Genomic DNA, 14,853 nt, shown 5'->3' on the forward strand with positions numbered 1-14,853 from the left:
GGCTCCTGAAGGCGTGGTTCGGCGGCGGGGCGGTCAGCCGCGTTTCAGATGGCGTGCCAGCTCGTCCTTGGCGATGGCATTGCGGTGCACTTCGTCGGGGCCGTCGGCAAACCGCAAGGTACGTGCCTGGGCATAGGCGGCCGCGAGCGGGAAATCATCGCTCACCCCGCCGCCGCCATGCACCTGCATGGCCCAGTCGATCACCTGGCAGGCCATGCTGGGCGCGGCCACCTTGATCATCGCGATCTCCTTGCGGGCGACCTTGTTGCCCACGGTGTCCATCATCTGCGCGGCATTGAGCACCAGGAAGCGCGCCTGGTCGATCAGGATGCGCGCGTTGGCGATGCGCTCGCGCGTGACGCCCTGGTCGGCCACCTTGCGGCCAAACGCCGTGCGGCCCAGGGCGCGCTGGCACATCAGCTCCAGCGCGCGCTCGGCCACGCCGATGAGGCGCATGCAGTGGTGGATGCGCCCGGGGCCCAGGCGGCCCTGGGCGATCTCGAAGCCACGGCCCTCGCCCAGCAGGATGTTGGCCACGGGCACGCGCACGTTCACGAAGCTCACCTCGCCATGGCCGTGCGGCGCATGGTCGTAGCCGAACACGGGCAGCGCGCGTTCCATGGTCACGCCGGGCGTGTCCATGGGCACGAGGATCATCGACTGCTGCTGGTGCCGGCTGGCATGATCGGGGTCGGTCTTGCCCATGAAGATCAGGATCTCGCAGCGCGGATCGGGCGCGCCCGAGGTCCACCACTTGCGGCCGTTGATGACGTAGTGGTCGCCGTCGCGCACGATGCGGGCTTCGATGTTGGTGGCGTCCGAGGAGGCCACGTCGGGCTCGGTCATGGCGAAGGCCGAGCGGATCCGGCCGTCGAGCAGCGGCAGCAGCCAGCGCTGCTGCTGCTCGGGCGTGGCATAGCGCGCCAGCGTTTCCATGTTGCCGGTGTCGGGCGCCGAGCAGTTGAAGGCCTCGGGCGCGATGTGCGAGCGGCCCATGATTTCGCACAGGGGCGCGTATTCCAGGTTGGTCAGGCCCGCGCCCAGGTTGGATTCGGGCAGGAACAGGTTCCAGAGGTTGGCGGCCCGGGCCTTGGCCTTGAGGTCCTCCATCACCTGGGTGGGCTGCCAGGCGTTGCCGGCCTTGCGGTTTGCGGCCACCTCGTGGTGGTACACCGGTTCGGCGGGGTAGATGTGTTCTTCCATGAACGCCGTCAGGCGCTGCTGCAGGTCGACGACCTTGGGGGAGTAGGTGAAATCCATGAAGGGGTGCTTTCCGCAAAGGGCAGGGAATGGCGCGGTGTCAGATCAGGCTGGCGCCGCCGTCCACCACGATCGCGTGGCCTGTGATGTGGCGCGAGGCCTCGGAGGCGAGGAACACCACGGCGCCCTTGAGGTCCTCTTCGCCGCCGATGCGGCGCAGCGGGGTGCGCTCGATCATGGCCGGGCCCAGCTTGTCGATGAGGCCGCTGGCCATCTTGCTCGGGAAGAATCCGGGGCAGATGGCGTTGATGCGGATGCCGTAGTGCCCCCATTCGGAGGCCAGCGTGCGCGCGAAGTGGATCGCCGCGGCCTTGGAGGTGTTGTAGGCAATGGTGTTCATGCCCGGCGGCGTGCCCTTGATGCCGGCCACCGAGGCCGTCACGATGATGTTGCCCTTGCCGCGCGGAATCATGCAGCGCTTGCCCACCTCGCGCGAGAGGAAGAAGGGCGCGTTCACATTGAGGTCCATCACCTTGTGCCAGGCGGCGTCGGGGTGGTCCTCGGCCTTGGCGCCCCAGGTGGCACCCGCGTTGTTGACGAGGATGTCGATGGTGCCAAAGCGCTCCACCACCTGGTCCACCAGGCCGGGGATGTCCCCGGTCTTCTGCAGGTCGTTGACCACGGTCAACACCTCGCAGCCCAGGCCTTCCAGGTGCTTTTTCGCTTCGGCCAGCTCATCGGCCTTGCGGGCTGTGATAGCGAGCCTGGCGCCCATCTCGCCCAGGGCCTCGGCCATCTGCAGGCCCAGGCCGCGCGAGCCGCCGGTGACCAGGGCGACCTGGCCGGTGAGATCGAAGAGTTGCTTGACGCTCATGAGAAGGGCTTTCGTTGGAAGTGCGTGGAGCGCGCGGGCTCGAAGGCGACAGGGCGCCCGGGCATCGCGCTGCCGTGGGATGGGGAAAGGTGCGGGGCACCGCGCTCGCGGCGCGGAACCCGCAACTGCACTTCATGCTAGTCGGGGCCGCACCCGATGTAAAACGCGAGCTGTCACCTGCGAAACTCGGTGCGTGCCCGCGAAGGCCCGCCAGCGCGGTCTTCAGCGGTAGACCGCGGTCTCGATGCGGGCCACGATCTCTATCAGCCGCGGCCTCACCGCATCGAGCAGGAAATCCTGCGGGACATTGAACGCGGGCCCGCCGCAGTTGATCACCATGGGCGGCAGCCCGCCCCCCGGCTGAAACCCGCGGGCGATCGCATTGACGTTCTTCTGCCAGTCACCGAACGACGTTGCCACGGACAGGCTGCGGTAGTCCTGCAGCGCCTGGTCGATGCCCAGCTGCACCTGCGGCCACGCGGTTTCGTCGCGGCCCTGGATCTGGGCCAGCACCGCGCTGCGCTCCTTGGGCGGCACGGCGGCGAGCCAGGCGCGCCCCATGGCGGACGTGGCCAGCGAGATGCGCGAGCCCACGTCCAGGCTGAGCGTGTGCAGGGCCGCGCTGCGGCAGTTCTCGACATAGATCATCGACAGGCGGTCCCGGGTGCCCATCGACACCTCGGCGCCCGCGAAGTCGGCCAGTTCCTGCATCAGCGGGCGCGCGACCTGGCGCACGTCCAGGCGCACCAGCATCGAACTGCCCAGCGACAGCGTGGCGGTGCCCAGGCGGTACTTGCCGCAGGCCTCAACGTGGATGAGGTAGCCCAGCCGGGTGAGGGTGGCGGTCAGGCGCGACACGGTGGATTTGGGCAGGCGGCAGCGTTGCGCGATCTCCTGGTTGCCCAGGAGCTTGTCGCCCGCGCGAAAGCAGGCCAGCACCTCCAGGCCCCGGGCCAGCGCCGTCACGAAGTGCCGGTCCTGGGGAGGCCGCGCCAGGGGCGCGCGGGGAGTGTGGGCAGGGCGGGGCGGCGGCATGGGCGCATTATGGCGATGCGGTTCCAGGGGACTGCCTGGCGCCGGGCGGCCGCTGTGGGAGCGCACCTACCTGCACAGCGGTGATCCGCGCATGGACGCAACGGCCTTGCGGCCTTAGGCTGTGGCGATGAACGTGCGCCCGACAGTCCAACACCTCCTCCTGCCTTTTCAAGCCCTTTGGCGGCTGCTGCAGCCCTTCTGGCGCGCGGCCCAGATGTGGCTGGATGCCGACGGGCTGCGCATGAGCGCGGCCATGTCGTTCTACGGCATGCTCAGCCTCGCGCCCCTGCTGCTGCTGCTGGTGGGCGTGCTGGGCTGGTGGATGGACCGCAGCTATCTGGAGAGCAATCTCATCGCGCAGGTGCAGGCGGTGATGGGCCAGCAGGTGGCCGACGTGGTGCGGCAGGCGCTGGCCAGCGCGCAGGCTCCCAGCGAAGGGCGGCTGGCTTCCCTGGTGGGTTTTGTGGTGCTGGTGTCGGGGGCCACCGGGGTGTTCGTGGAACTGCAGTCGGCGCTGGAGCATCTCTGGCGCGGCGGCGGGCCGGTGCCGCAGCGGGCGGCCTGGTGGCGCATGGCCTCGCTGCGCCTGCGGGGGCTGGCCTATGTGTTGGCGCTGGGGTTCCTGCTGCTGGTGTCGCTGGCCCTGTCCACGCTGATCCACCTGCTGGCGGGCTGGGCCGGGGCGCACCTGTCGTTCGCGCCGCTCGCGCCCGTCATGCAGGTCGTCAACGAAGCCGTCGCCTTCGGCTTTGCCGTGGCGTTGTTCGTGGGCCTGATGCGCATCGGCGCGGGGGCCAAGCCGCCCGCACGCTGCATCATGGCCGGGGCCGTGGTGGGCGCCACGCTGTTCACGGTGGGCAAGCAGCTGCTGGCCTGGTACCTGTCCACCGCAGCCGTGGTGTCGGCCTATGGCGCGGCCGGGTCGCTGGTGGTGCTGCTGATGTGGATCTACTTCTCGTCCGCCGTCCTCTTGTTTTCCGCGAGCTGCGCCCGGGCGTTCCAGGAGCTGGGCGCCTTGCCCGCGCAGCGGGGGCGCCTGCACGTGCCGCAGTAAGGCCTGAGGCCGGCGGTGCCGAAGGTGCCTTCCCCGCGCGCTCAGGCGGAAATGTGCAGCTGGGCGTCCAGGCCCAGCGTGCGGGCGAGCGTCAGCGCGTTCCCGGGCGCATGGGTCTTCATGGTGTTGTCGAAGAAGCAGAACACATTGCGCGCGGCCATGGCGGCGGGGCCGGCGTCTTCTGCGCAGAGCAGCCGCACGTCGGGCGGCACGCCGCCGGCGGCCCACGCGCGGATGCGCCCGGCCCAGGCCGCCAGCTGCGCATCGCTGTAGCCGCTCGCGTACAGCTCCTGGGCGCCGTGCAGGCGCAGGTACATGAAGTCCGCCGTCACATCGCCCACCTCGGGCCAGCGGCCCGCCGTGTCCGCCACCACGAGCGCCACACCGTGGCGGCGCAGCAGCGCCACCGTCGCCGGCTGGCAGAAGCTCGCGTGGCGTACCTCGAGGGCGTGGCGCATCCGCATCGGGGCCACGGGGCCCAGCCATTCCTTGCCCCGCATGCGGTCCTCGCGTTCATGGGCAAGGCGGGCTGCGGCCTCGGTGTCGTGCGGCAGGTGGCCCAGGAAGGCATCGAGCAGTGCTTCCTCGAAAGCCAGGCTTGGCGGCAGCTGCCACAGGATGGGCCCGAGCTTGCAGCCCAGGGCCAGCGGCCCCGACGCCATGAAGTTCGCGATAGCCGCGCGGGCGTCGCGCAGCCGCAGGACGTGGGTGATGTACCGCGGGGCCTTCACCGTGAAGACGAAGCCCTCGGGGGTGTCGGCGGCCCAGCGCCCATAGCTGGACGGGCGCTGCAGCGCATAGAAGGAGCCGTTGAGCTCGATGCTGGGGAACTGCCGCGACGCGAATTCCAGCTCCCGCGCCTGGGTGAGGCCCGGGGGGTAGAAGCTGCCGCGCCAGGGCGGATAGCGCCAGCCGGATATCCCGATGCGGATCTGTGCCGCAGCCATCGCCATCGTGAGCCTCCTTTCTTTCCGCATCCGCGCGGCGCACGGGCCGATGGCCAGCATAGGCGGCCGTTTGCGCGGGCACAACCCGGGTGCTTGCCACCCTTTGGCGCCGGGAGTTCGCAGGGGCTACGTGCCGCCCTGCCGCTGCAGCGCAGAGAAAAATGTGTAAACAGGTTCTTACGTCCTTTACAGAGGCTACGCCCGGATTCCCGGTACTGCCGGGTACGCTGGCAGCCACCCGTCCAGAACCATCTGGACCTTTCGGAGAACAGCCATGAGCCTCATCGTTTCACCTTCCAATACCACCCGCTCCCTGGCCGCCGCGCCCGTGGGGGCCTTCGGCGCGGCGCCCTCCCTCAAGTGGCTGTGGGCGGCCATCGGGGTGCTCGGCGTGAGCGTGGTCGCGCTGGGTACGACCCTGGTGGTGCAGAACGCGGGGCCGTCCGCGGCCGACGCGCCGCCGCTGGCCGCTGCCGCGCAGCCCGCCAATGGTGCGCCAGGGGCTGCCACGCCCCCGCAGTCCTACCAGGCGCCACCGCCCGTGGGCAACAGGAACGTTGCCATCCACAGCGCGGCCAACCAGCCGCCGGCCTTGGCGCAGGGGTATGCCGAGCCGTCCCGGCAGCCGCAACAGCAGCAGCAACAACAACAACAACAACAACAACCGCTGCGCACCGCTGCGCAGGCACCTGTGTGCACCACCTGTGGCCGTGTCGAGTCCGTCCAGGCCGTGCAGCAGGCGGCACCCGCCACCGGCGTGGGGGCGGTCGCGGGCGGGGTGCTGGGGGCGGTGGTGGGCAACCAGGTGGGCAAGGGCTCGGGCCGCACGGCGGCCACCGTGCTGGGTGCCGTGGGCGGTGGCTATGTCGGCCACAAGGTCGAAGAGCGCACGCGCACGCAGACGGTCTACCAGATCGCCGTGCGCATGGAAGATGGCTCCGTGCGGCGTTTCACGCGCGCGCAGCCCCCGGCCGTGGGCACGCCCGTGGTGCTGCAGGGCAAGGGCTTCCGCGTGGACGACGGTGCCGCCACGCGGGCGGCAGAGCCCTATCCACGCCCGCAGCCCGGCGCCGTGCGCGTGGCGGACACATATTGATCCACCTCGTTCCCAATGCAAAAAAAGCCCGCTGCCAGCGGGCTTTTTCATGGGCTGGGGGTGCTACAGCACCACGGGGATTTCAGTCGCAGGCGGCGTGTTGCGGCTGCGGCCGCAGCGCACCAGGCCGTCGATCATCACCATGCCGATGCCCGGGATGTCGCCCAGCTGCACGCTTTCGAGCAGCGTGGCGCCGGCGGTGTGCTGCGCGCGGTCCATGAACACGAAGTCCGCCGCGCGGCCCGGCTCGATCAGCCCGCAGTTCAGGTTGCGGATGCGCGCCGTGTTGCCCGTGGCAAAGCAGAACACCAGCTCGGCGGGAATGTCGGCGAAGCTGGAGATCAGGGCGATCATGCGCAGCATGCCCAGCGGCTGCACGCCCGAGCCGGCCGGGCCGTCGGTGCCCAGGATCACGCGGTGCGGGCACTTGAGCTCGATGGCCGCGCGCGCGGCCTGGATGGCGATCTTCTCGTTGCCGTTGTGCACCAGCTCGATGGCGCGCGAGGACTTCTCGCACAGCTCGCACACATGCTTCCAGGGCAGGGAGGTGTGGCCGCCATTGATGTGGCCGATCACATCCGCATCGGCCTCCAGCACAACGTCCTTGTCGATGAGGCCCGAGCCCGGAATGGAGGGTCCTCCCGTGTGGATGGTGCTCTGGATGCCGTGCTTGCGTGCCCAGGCCACCATCTGCTGGGCTTCGTAGCCGGCCTTGACGGAGCCCAGGCCCACCTCGCCCAGCAGCGTCACGCCCGCGTCGGCCAGGTCCTTGAAGTCCTGCTCGGTCATGCCCTTCTCGATGACGGGGGCGCCCGCGATCACCTTCACGCCGCCGGGGCGGAAATTGTCGAACGAGCGCTGCGCGGTGATGGCCAGTGCCTTGAGCCCCACGATGTCCTTGGGGCGGCCCGGCAGGTGCACTTCGCCGGCCGAGACCATGGTGGTCACGCCGCCGTTCATGGTGGAGTCGATCCAGCCGATCTGGTTCTGGCGCGGCGTCCAGTCGCCAAAGACGGGGTGCACGTGGCTGTCGATCAGGCCGGGGGCGACGCAGGTCTTGCGCGCGTCGATCATGGTCTGCGCGTGTTCGGTGTCGCAATCCTTTTCGCGGCCCACGGCCACGATGAGTCCGTCGTTGACGACGATGGTGTCGGCATCGAGGATGGGGCGGTCCAGGTCGCCCGACAACAAAAGACCGATGTTCTTGATGACGACCTTGCCCGACTTGCCGCCGGCTGCTGCTTCTGCCATGGGATGCTCCTCGTGGGGATGTTGGGCGCGGCCCGGGCGGGCCGCGCGGGAAATGGCTGCCTGCCTAGGCGCGCCGGGCCGTCTGGCCCTGGGGCAGGCTGGGGCCGGGTGCGACGGTGCGCAGCACGCTGTCGATGACAAAGGACTCCCAGTGCGCAAGGGCCTCGGGCGCCTCGAGGTTCTCGCCCAGGAAGGCCGACAGCGTGTGCCGGTTGGACATGTAGAAATAGCCGGTGGCCGCGATCAGCAGGTAGACGTCGCGCGCCGAGACATCCTGGCGGAAGGCCCCCTGGGCCTGGCCGCTTTCCAGTACGCGGCGGATCACCTCGATGGCCGGCGACGAATATTCGCGGGCGCGCATCGACTTGGAGATGTGCTTGCCCTTGTGCAGGTTCTCCGTGTTGAGCAGGGTGACGAACTCGGGGTGCTTGCGGTAGTAGCCCACCACGAAACGGATCACCGCCTGCAAGGCCTCGCCGGGGTTGTCCACGTCGAGGTTCAGCTTGGATTCCGCGTCGTTCATGCGCCGGTAGATCTCTTCCAGCACCTCGATGAACAGGCCTTCCTTGCTGCCGAAGTAGTAGTAGATCATCCGGTCGAACGACTTGGCGGCCTTGGAGATCTTCTCCACGCTGCCACCTTCGTAGCCATAGCGCGCAAACACCTTGGTCGCTGCTTTCAGGATGTTGTCGCGCGTGGTCTGCGCCGCCAGTTCGCGCACCCCCGTCTTTCGGGTGGAAGGGGAGCGGGTGGACGCCGTCCGGGTCTTGGTGGGTGTGGCAGACATGGATGATCCAGGTGAGAAGGGCCGGCCCCGCGGGGCCGGCCGGGGGTCACTGCTCCGCGAAGGCGCGTTCGATCACGAAGTCGCCGGGCTTCGTGGTGTTACCTTCCTTGAAGCCGCGCTCTTCCATCATGTGCTTGAGGTCGCGCAGCATTTCGGGGCTGCCGCAGATCATCACGCGGTCTTCCGCAGGGTTCAGCGCCGGCAGGCCCAGGTCGCGCGCCAGCTGGCCGTTCTCGATCACGGTGGTCACGCGGCCCTGGTGCTTGAATGGCTCGCGGGTGACGGTGGGGTAGTACTTGAGCTGCTTGCTCACGATCTCGCCCAGGAACTCGTGCTGCGGCAGTTCCTGCGTGATGTAGTCGTGATAGGCCAGCTCCTTCACCTCGCGCACGCCGTGCACCAGGATGACTTCCTCGAACTTCTCGTACGTTTCGGGGTCCCGGATCAGGCTCAGGAATGGCGCCACGCCCGTGCCCGTGGAGAACATGTACAGCCGCTTGGCGGGCAGGAGGTAGTCGATCAGCAGGGTGCCGGTGGGCTTCTTGCCCACCACGATGTGGTCGCCCACCTTGATGTGCTGCAGGCGCGAGGTCAGCGGGCCGTCGGGCACCTTGATGGACAGGAACTCCAGGTGTTCCTCGTAGTTGGGGCTCACGATACTGTACGCGCGCAGCAGGGGTTTGCCGTTTTCCCCGCGCAGGCCGATCATCGTGAAATGGCCGTTGGAAAAGCGCAGGGCGGTGTCGCGCGTGGTGGTGAAGGAGAAAAGTCGGTCTGTCCAGTGGTGGACCGTCAGGACGCGTTCTTCGAGAAAGGCGCTCATGGTGCTTGGGTCGGGAAAGTTGAAGAAAACAGGGAAAACTGGCTGAAGTCCGCTCCCGGAGCGCGTCAGAACGCGATATCCAGGCCGGAAAGCTTGTGGCTCACAACCCTCCATTGTTCCGCATCTGGAAGTGGAGGCTTTCTTTTGGTGATTGTGGGCAGGCCCGGGGCCAGGTTTTTGTTGAATTCCAGGAAGGCAGCGAACTCCGCCGGCAGGTCCGTGTCCGCGTAGATGGCATTGGCCGGGCATTCGGGAATGCACACCGCGCAATCGATGCACTCGTCGGGATCGATCACCAGGAATTGCGGCCCTTCCTTGAAGCAGTCGACCGGGCATACGTCGACGCAATCGGTGTACTTGCACCGAATGCATGCGTCAGTGACAACGTGCGTCATATTGGGGCTCCTCATGCACCTTTTCGGGGGGTGCGAAAACACCATTGCGGACCATGAATGATTACGCTACATTCGCGATAAATGTAGTGATCACAACATTTAAGTTAAGTGAATGCTACACAAAATGCACTGAGCGTACAAGCATTTGAAAAGATGCAATGAATGGGCCGCACGATGACTGAACACACCAAGACCGATGGGCTTCCGGGCATGGATGCGCCGGATCTGCCGCAGGTGCTCGAGCGCGCCCGGCCCCGCAATGAGCGCATGAACGCGGCCAAGGTCGAGTGCAATGCGTGCCCGGTGCTGTGCCAGATTTCCGAGGGCCGCGCGGGGGCGTGCGACCGCTACGCCAACCACGCCGGGGTGCTGGTGCGGCTGGACCCGGTGGTGGTGCTGCGCAAGACCCTGGAGGCCGGCGAGGCCACGCTGGTGCCGTTCGCGGCGCGGGCCCAGGCCGCGCAGCAGAGCGGTGCGGATGCCGCCGCAAGCGATGCGGGGAGCGCGCCTTGCACACCGCCCGCGCCCTGGTCGGGCGACCTGCTGCTGAGCGAAGAGGTCTTCGTGACGGGCGTGGGTTCGTCCACCACCTATCCTGACTACAAACCCGCGCCGTTCATCGTGGGCTCCCAGGTGCAGGGCGTGGACATGGTGACCGTGGTCACCGAAGGCATCTTCAGCTACTGCAGCTTCAAGGTGAAGATCGACACCGACCGCTTCCTCGGCTCCGAGCAGGCCAATGTGCGCTGCAAGGGCGAGGTGGTGGGCCACGTGACCACGGCGGAATACGGCTCGCAGATGCTGTCGCTCGGCGGCGTGCACCACCTGACCGGCGGCACCAAGAAGGAAGGCCGCGTCACCGCCGAGATGATGCAGCTGCTGGGCAACAAGCAGGCCGTGGAGTTCACCATCGACGGCGGCTCGCAGCTCGTGATCCAGGCCGGGCGCGCGCCCATCGTCAACGGCGTGGCCGAGCAGCGCATGCGCGTGGGCTGCGGCTCGGCCGCCATCGGCATCTTCGCGCGCCAGTTTTTCGGCCATGCGGATGAGGTGGTGGTGGTGGACGACCACATCACGGGCGTGTTGACCGAGCACCAGGCTGGGCGCTGCCTGGACATGAAGTCCTCTGGCATCCAGATGCGCGGGAGAAAGTCCACGCCGGGGCGCTATTTCCAGGTGGCGAATCCGGGAACGGGCTGGGGCGGCACCGACATCGCCGACCCGCTGGCCATCATCGAAGGCTGGGACCCCGAGGTGGCATGGCCCGGCCTGCGCCTGCTTATGACATCCACCACGGGCGAGCATGCCTGCTGGTATGTGCTGGACGGGCAGCTGAACCCGGTGGAGGCGCAGATGCCTTCCGAAGTGCGCCGCATCGTGGACCGCATCGGCGAGAACTGCGAGCCCTCGCTGGCTTCGGTGCTTTTCCTCGGCGGCGCGGGCGGCAGCCTGCGTGCCGGCGTCACCGAGAACCCCGTGCTGCTCACCCGCTCCATCAAGAATGCGCTGGTCAATGTGACCTGCGGCGGCGCGCCGGCCTATGTGTGGCCCGGTGGCGGCATCACCGTGATGGCCGATGTGCTGCGCATGCCCGACAACAGCTTTGGCACCGTGCCCACGCCCGCCATCGTGGCGCCCATCGAATTCAGCATGCGCCGCACCGACTACGAAGCACTGGGCGGCCATGCCGGGCAGATCCGCAGCCTGCGCGAGGTGCTGGAGCACGGCGCGTGGCACAACGACGGCGCGCCCCAGGCGCTGGCATGGCAGACGCTGCCGTCCGCCAACCCCTGGCCGCTGGGGCGCCCGCCCCTGCTGGGCTGAGCGGCACCGCCATGCAAGCCTGCCGCAATCCCCTGTCCGACGGCCGCTGGCATTTCCAGCACGGGCCCATGGATCTCGTCATCCAGGCGGAGGGCGCAGCCGATGCCGTGGCCCGGGCCCATGAGCGTGCCTGGGCGCGTTTCGAGGGTCTGCTGCAGGAACTGGTGGACGAGCTGCCAGCCCTGCGCGCGCCGGTGGAGGGGGGCGCCTGTCCTCTGCGCGGTGTGGTTGCGCGCCGCATGTGGACGGCCTGCAGGCCGTACCGCGCAGGCTTCATCACCGCAATGGCTGCGGTCGCGGGGTCGGTGGCGCAGGAGATCCTCGGGTGCTATGCCCAGGACGGCATTGGGCGGGCCTGGGTCAACAATGGCGGAGACATCGCGCTGCACCTGGCCCCCGGGCAGTCGGCCACCGTGGGGGTGTATTCCGACATCGCCGCGCTGGACGCCGCGCAATGGCGCCACGGGCTGGTCCTGGACGGAAAGATTCGCATCGACAGCGCCATGCCCGTGCGCGGTGTGGCCACCAGCGGCTGGCGCGGGCGCAGCCACTCGCTGGGCATTGCCGACAGCGTCACGGTGCTGGCCCGCACCGCGGCCGAGGCCGACGCCGCGGCCACGATCGTGGCCAATGCCGTCAATGTGGATGACGAACGCATCCTGCGCATGCCGGCATGGCGGGTCCGCGATGACAGCGATCTGGGTGCCATTCCTGTCACAGTGGATGTTCCGCCATTGCCTGCCGGGCTCGTGCATCGCGCGCTGGGGCAGGGGCTGCAAAAGGCGCAAGAATTGCAGGCACAGGGCCTGCTGTGGTTCGCCCTGCTCGCCTGCCAGGGCCAGTTCGTGGCCACCGCGGCGGCGCAGCCAGCGGCGGATGGCATGGCGCTGCCGGTGGAAATGGCGCCGCAGGCAGAAGTTGGTTCGGTATTTGCTTAACGAATTGCACAGGTTTCCAAAATGATCCAGATACGACGTGTTTTCACCCATCTCGAGGAAGTCCGGCATGAATTCGGGCCCGTGGCCGATGTGCCGCTGCTGCGCGGCGCCATCGGCGCGGTGCTGACAAACCCCTATTCCGGCCGGTATGAGCCGGACATCCTCCCGATGATGGACGCCCTGCAGGATGTGGGGCTGGACATGGCCCAGCGGCTGCTCAAGGCCATGGCCGTGCCCGCCGAGCGCATCGCGACCTACGGCAAGGGCGCCATCGTCGGGGCCGCCGGCGAGCTGGAGCATGGCGCGCTGTGGCACGTGCCCGGCGGCTATGCCATGCGCGAGCTGCTGGGCTGGAAGGGCGACCGCAACGCCTATGCCAAGGGCCAGGCGGAAAAGAAGACCGGGCAGCCCGCCAATGCCCTGTCCATCGTGCCTTCCACCAAGAAGGTCGGGGGCCCCGGCGCGGCGCTGGATGTTCCGCTCACCCACATCAACGCCAGCTACGTGCGCAGCCACTTCGATGCCATCGAGGTGCGCGTTCCCGGAGCGCCCGCGTCCGATGAAATCGTCTTCATCCTCGCCATGACCACGGGCGCGCGCATCCATGCCCGCGTCGGCGGGCTCAAGGCCGCCGACATCAGCCAATGGGACGGCCTGCGCTGAAGGCGCCAGGCCCGCTGCCGCGCCCACAAGAAAACCAAGGAGCAACACATGCCAGCCAAGATCCGGAAAATCATTGTCCAGACGGATGAAGTCCGCGTGGAGATGGGGCGCGACGTGCAGCCCCCCGTGCGCAAGGCCCTCGCCATGGCCGTGATCGACAACCCCTTTGCGGGCCGCTATGTCGAGAACCTCGACGAGCTGGTGGCCATCGGCGAGGAGCTGGGGGCCCTGCTGGGCGCCCGCTGCGTCGCCGCGCTGGGCATCGAGCCGGGCCAGGCGCAGAGCTATGGCAAGGCAGCCATCGTGGGCGAGGCGGGAGAACTGGAGCACGCTGCCGCCATCCTGCACCCCAAGCTGGGCGCCCCGCTGCGCGTGGCGGTGGAAAAAGGCGCCGCGCTGGTGCCGTCGAGCAAGAAGATCGGTGGCCTGGGCACGGCCATCGACGTGCCCCTGGGCCACAAGGACGCGGCCTACGTGCGCAGCCATTTCGACGCCATGGAGGCCCGCGTGGCCGACGCGCCGCGGGCCAACGAAATCGTCGTCGCCGTCGTCGTGACGGACGGCGGCCGGCCGCTGCCCCGCGTGGGCGGCCTCAAGGCGTCCGAAATCCAGGGTACGGACGGGCTGCGCTGAGCGCGGTCCCCGGCACTACCATCACCCACCACCATCCCCCCTGTCACCCCAACCCACCTTTCAGGAGTTTCCCCATGACGATGCGACGAAACCTCATGCGCGCCACGGCTGCGGCCGCGCTGGCCATCACGCTGGCCCCTGTGCACGCCCAGGATGTCATCAAGATTGGCGAGATCAACAGCTACAAGGCGCAGCCCGCCTTCCTGGAGCCCTACAAGAAAGGCATGGAGCTGGCCGTTGACGAGATCAATGCCGCGGGCGGCGTGCTAGGCAAGAAGGTCCAGCTGGTCATCCGCGATGACAACGGCAACCCCGGCGACGCGGTCCGGGCCGCCGAGGAGCTGGTGTCCCGCGAGAAGGTCGATGTGCTCACGGGGTCCTTCCTGTCGCACGTGGGGCTTGCGCTGACGGACTTCGCCAAGCAAAAGAAATTCTTCTTCCTGGCCGGCGAGCCGCTGACCGACAAGATCGTGTGGCAAAACGGCAACCGCTACACCTACCGCCTGCGCCCCTCCACGTACATGCAGGTGTCGATGATGGTGCCCGAGGCCGTCGCCCTGAAGAAGAAGCGCTGGGCGCTGGTCTACCCCAACTACGAATACGGCCAGTCGGCCGTGGCCACCTTCAAGCAGCTGCTCAAGGCGGCCCAGCCCGATGTGGAATTCGTCGTCGAGCAGGCGCCGCCGCTGGGCAAGGTCGACTCGGGCAGCGTGGTGCAGGCCCTGGCCGATGCCAAGCCCGATGCGATCTTCAACGTGCTTTTCGGTGCCGACCTCTCCAAGTTCGTGCGCGAAGGCAACACGCGGGGCCTGTTCAAGGACCGTGAGGTGGTCAGCCTGCTGACGGGCGAACCGGAGTACATGGACCCGCTCAAGGACGAGGCGCCCAACGGCTGGATCGTCACGGGATATCCCTGGTACGGCATCCAGACGCCGGAGCACAAGGCCTTCCAGACGGCCTACCAGGGCAAGTTCAACGACTACCCGCGCCTGGGCTCCATCGTGGGCTACAGCGCCATCAAGTCGCTGGCCGAGGGCATGAAGAAAGCCGGCTCCACCGACACCGAAAAGCTCGTGGCCGCGTTCAAGGGCCTGCAGGTGCCCACACCCTTCGGCCCCATCGTCTACCGGGCCGAAGACAACCAGTCGACCATGGGCGGCTACGTGGGCCGCACCAAGAACGAGGGCGGCAAGGGCGTGATGGTGAACTACCGCTACGTGGACGGCAGCAAGGTGCAGCCCAGCAACGACGAAGTCAAGAAGATGCGCCCCGCGGATTGAGTCGCAACCCTCCCTGAGACGCTTCGCGTCTTCCCCCTTCTGCCGTGCTGTGC

Annotated in this window: 15 protein-coding genes; 7 read left to right on the forward strand and 8 right to left on the reverse strand. The window is 68.0% G+C overall.

Annotated features, from left to right (window positions below; genetic code table 11):
• Positions 1-33 precede the first annotated feature (33 nt).
• The 3 genes from ACAM51_RS14965 to ACAM51_RS14975 all read right to left on the reverse strand — a co-directional run bounded on the left by ACAM51_RS14965 (position 34) and on the right by ACAM51_RS14975 (position 3,109).
• Positions 34-1,260 carry an acyl-CoA dehydrogenase family protein gene (locus ACAM51_RS14965; RefSeq protein WP_218296572.1) on the reverse strand — a complete coding sequence of 409 codons (1,227 nt, stop codon included), beginning with the start codon at positions 1,258-1,260 and terminating at the stop codon, positions 34-36.
• Between the two features lie 40 nt (positions 1,261-1,300).
• The gene (locus ACAM51_RS14970) at positions 1,301-2,074 is read right to left on the reverse strand and encodes an SDR family oxidoreductase (RefSeq protein ID WP_369641077.1); all 774 of its coding nucleotides are present in this window, start codon (positions 2,072-2,074) and stop codon (positions 1,301-1,303) included.
• 222 nt (positions 2,075-2,296) lie between these two features.
• Positions 2,297-3,109 (reverse strand): IclR family transcriptional regulator, encoded by an 813-nt coding sequence (locus tag ACAM51_RS14975; protein ID WP_369641078.1) that lies wholly within the window; start codon positions 3,107-3,109, stop codon positions 2,297-2,299.
• 127 nt (positions 3,110-3,236) lie between these two features.
• Between ACAM51_RS14975 and ACAM51_RS14980 the strand changes: the two genes are divergently transcribed.
• Entirely contained in the window at positions 3,237-4,163 is a 927-nt protein-coding gene (locus ACAM51_RS14980; protein WP_369641079.1) for a YihY/virulence factor BrkB family protein, read from the forward strand.
• A 41-nt stretch (positions 4,164-4,204) separates the two neighbouring features.
• Here the strand turns inward: ACAM51_RS14980 and ACAM51_RS14985 are convergent, their stop codons facing one another.
• The gene (locus ACAM51_RS14985; RefSeq protein ID WP_369641080.1) at positions 4,205-5,116 is read right to left on the reverse strand and encodes a DUF72 domain-containing protein; all 912 of its coding nucleotides are present in this window, start codon (positions 5,114-5,116) and stop codon (positions 4,205-4,207) included.
• Positions 5,117-5,384: 268 nt separating this feature from the next.
• Between ACAM51_RS14985 and ACAM51_RS14990 the strand changes: the two genes are divergently transcribed.
• On the forward strand, positions 5,385-6,206 hold the full coding sequence (locus ACAM51_RS14990) for a glycine zipper 2TM domain-containing protein (RefSeq protein WP_369641081.1): 822 nt from the start codon (positions 5,385-5,387) through the stop codon (positions 6,204-6,206).
• Between the two features lie 63 nt (positions 6,207-6,269).
• Here the strand turns inward: ACAM51_RS14990 and ACAM51_RS14995 are convergent, their stop codons facing one another.
• From ACAM51_RS14995 to fdxA, 4 genes are all read right to left on the reverse strand, one after another.
• Positions 6,270-7,457 (reverse strand): amidohydrolase family protein, encoded by a 1,188-nt coding sequence (locus ACAM51_RS14995; RefSeq protein WP_369641082.1) that lies wholly within the window; start codon positions 7,455-7,457, stop codon positions 6,270-6,272.
• Between the two features lie 64 nt (positions 7,458-7,521).
• Complete coding sequence (locus tag ACAM51_RS15000; protein WP_369641083.1) at positions 7,522-8,244, reverse strand: TetR/AcrR family transcriptional regulator; 723 nt, start codon at positions 8,242-8,244, stop codon at positions 7,522-7,524.
• Positions 8,245-8,290: 46 nt separating this feature from the next.
• Positions 8,291-9,067 carry a ferredoxin--NADP reductase gene (locus ACAM51_RS15005; RefSeq protein ID WP_218296579.1) on the reverse strand — a complete coding sequence of 259 codons (777 nt, stop codon included), beginning with the start codon at positions 9,065-9,067 and terminating at the stop codon, positions 8,291-8,293.
• Between the two features lie 65 nt (positions 9,068-9,132).
• Entirely contained in the window at positions 9,133-9,462 is a 330-nt protein-coding gene (gene fdxA, locus ACAM51_RS15010; protein WP_218296580.1) for a ferredoxin FdxA, read from the reverse strand.
• Between the two features lie 174 nt (positions 9,463-9,636).
• On the opposite strand from fdxA, the gene ACAM51_RS15015 reads away from it, so the two are divergent.
• From ACAM51_RS15015 to ACAM51_RS15035, 5 genes are all read left to right on the forward strand, one after another.
• Positions 9,637-11,286: a 6-hydroxynicotinate reductase gene (locus ACAM51_RS15015; protein WP_218339180.1), complete on the forward strand. Its 1,650-nt coding sequence runs from the start codon at positions 9,637-9,639 to the stop codon at positions 11,284-11,286.
• Positions 11,287-11,297: 11 nt separating this feature from the next.
• The gene (locus ACAM51_RS15020; RefSeq protein WP_218296582.1) at positions 11,298-12,224 is read left to right on the forward strand and encodes a UPF0280 family protein; all 927 of its coding nucleotides are present in this window, start codon (positions 11,298-11,300) and stop codon (positions 12,222-12,224) included.
• A gap of 21 nt (positions 12,225-12,245) precedes the next feature.
• Complete coding sequence (locus ACAM51_RS15025) at positions 12,246-12,887, forward strand: amino acid synthesis family protein (protein WP_218296583.1); 642 nt, start codon at positions 12,246-12,248, stop codon at positions 12,885-12,887.
• 48 nt (positions 12,888-12,935) lie between these two features.
• Positions 12,936-13,520 (forward strand): amino acid synthesis family protein, encoded by a 585-nt coding sequence (locus tag ACAM51_RS15030; RefSeq protein WP_218296584.1) that lies wholly within the window; start codon positions 12,936-12,938, stop codon positions 13,518-13,520.
• A 74-nt stretch (positions 13,521-13,594) separates the two neighbouring features.
• Entirely contained in the window at positions 13,595-14,800 is a 1,206-nt protein-coding gene (locus ACAM51_RS15035; protein ID WP_218339177.1) for an ABC transporter substrate-binding protein, read from the forward strand.
• The last annotated feature ends 53 nt before the right edge of the window (positions 14,801-14,853 follow it).

Origin of the sequence: Acidovorax sp. A79 (assembly GCF_041154505.1) — a bacterium.
Classification (GTDB): domain Bacteria; phylum Pseudomonadota; class Gammaproteobacteria; order Burkholderiales; family Burkholderiaceae_C; genus Acidovorax.

Bases quoted from the DNA above. Each gene is read 5' to 3' on its own strand.
- ACAM51_RS14965 (WP_218296572.1), bottom strand. From the start codon at position 1,260: ATGGATTTCACCTACTCCCCCAAGGTCGTCGACCTGCAGCAGCGCCTG.
- ACAM51_RS14970 (WP_369641077.1), bottom strand. From the start codon at position 2,074: ATGAGCGTCAAGCAACTCTTCGATCTCACCGGCCAGGTCGCCCTGGTC.
- ACAM51_RS14975 (WP_369641078.1), bottom strand. From the start codon at position 3,109: ATGCCGCCGCCCCGCCCTGCCCACACTCCCCGCGCGCCCCTGGCGCGG.
- ACAM51_RS14980 (WP_369641079.1), top strand. From the start codon at position 3,237: ATGAACGTGCGCCCGACAGTCCAACACCTCCTCCTGCCTTTTCAAGCC.
- ACAM51_RS14985 (WP_369641080.1), bottom strand. From the start codon at position 5,116: ATGGCGATGGCTGCGGCACAGATCCGCATCGGGATATCCGGCTGGCGC.
- ACAM51_RS14990 (WP_369641081.1), top strand. From the start codon at position 5,385: ATGAGCCTCATCGTTTCACCTTCCAATACCACCCGCTCCCTGGCCGCC.
- ACAM51_RS14995 (WP_369641082.1), bottom strand. From the start codon at position 7,457: ATGGCAGAAGCAGCAGCCGGCGGCAAGTCGGGCAAGGTCGTCATCAAG.
- ACAM51_RS15000 (WP_369641083.1), bottom strand. From the start codon at position 8,244: ATGTCTGCCACACCCACCAAGACCCGGACGGCGTCCACCCGCTCCCCT.
- ACAM51_RS15005 (WP_218296579.1), bottom strand. From the start codon at position 9,067: ATGAGCGCCTTTCTCGAAGAACGCGTCCTGACGGTCCACCACTGGACA.
- fdxA (WP_218296580.1), bottom strand. From the start codon at position 9,462: ATGACGCACGTTGTCACTGACGCATGCATTCGGTGCAAGTACACCGAT.
- ACAM51_RS15015 (WP_218339180.1), top strand. From the start codon at position 9,637: ATGACTGAACACACCAAGACCGATGGGCTTCCGGGCATGGATGCGCCG.
- ACAM51_RS15020 (WP_218296582.1), top strand. From the start codon at position 11,298: ATGCAAGCCTGCCGCAATCCCCTGTCCGACGGCCGCTGGCATTTCCAG.
- ACAM51_RS15025 (WP_218296583.1), top strand. From the start codon at position 12,246: ATGATCCAGATACGACGTGTTTTCACCCATCTCGAGGAAGTCCGGCAT.
- ACAM51_RS15030 (WP_218296584.1), top strand. From the start codon at position 12,936: ATGCCAGCCAAGATCCGGAAAATCATTGTCCAGACGGATGAAGTCCGC.
- ACAM51_RS15035 (WP_218339177.1), top strand. From the start codon at position 13,595: ATGACGATGCGACGAAACCTCATGCGCGCCACGGCTGCGGCCGCGCTG.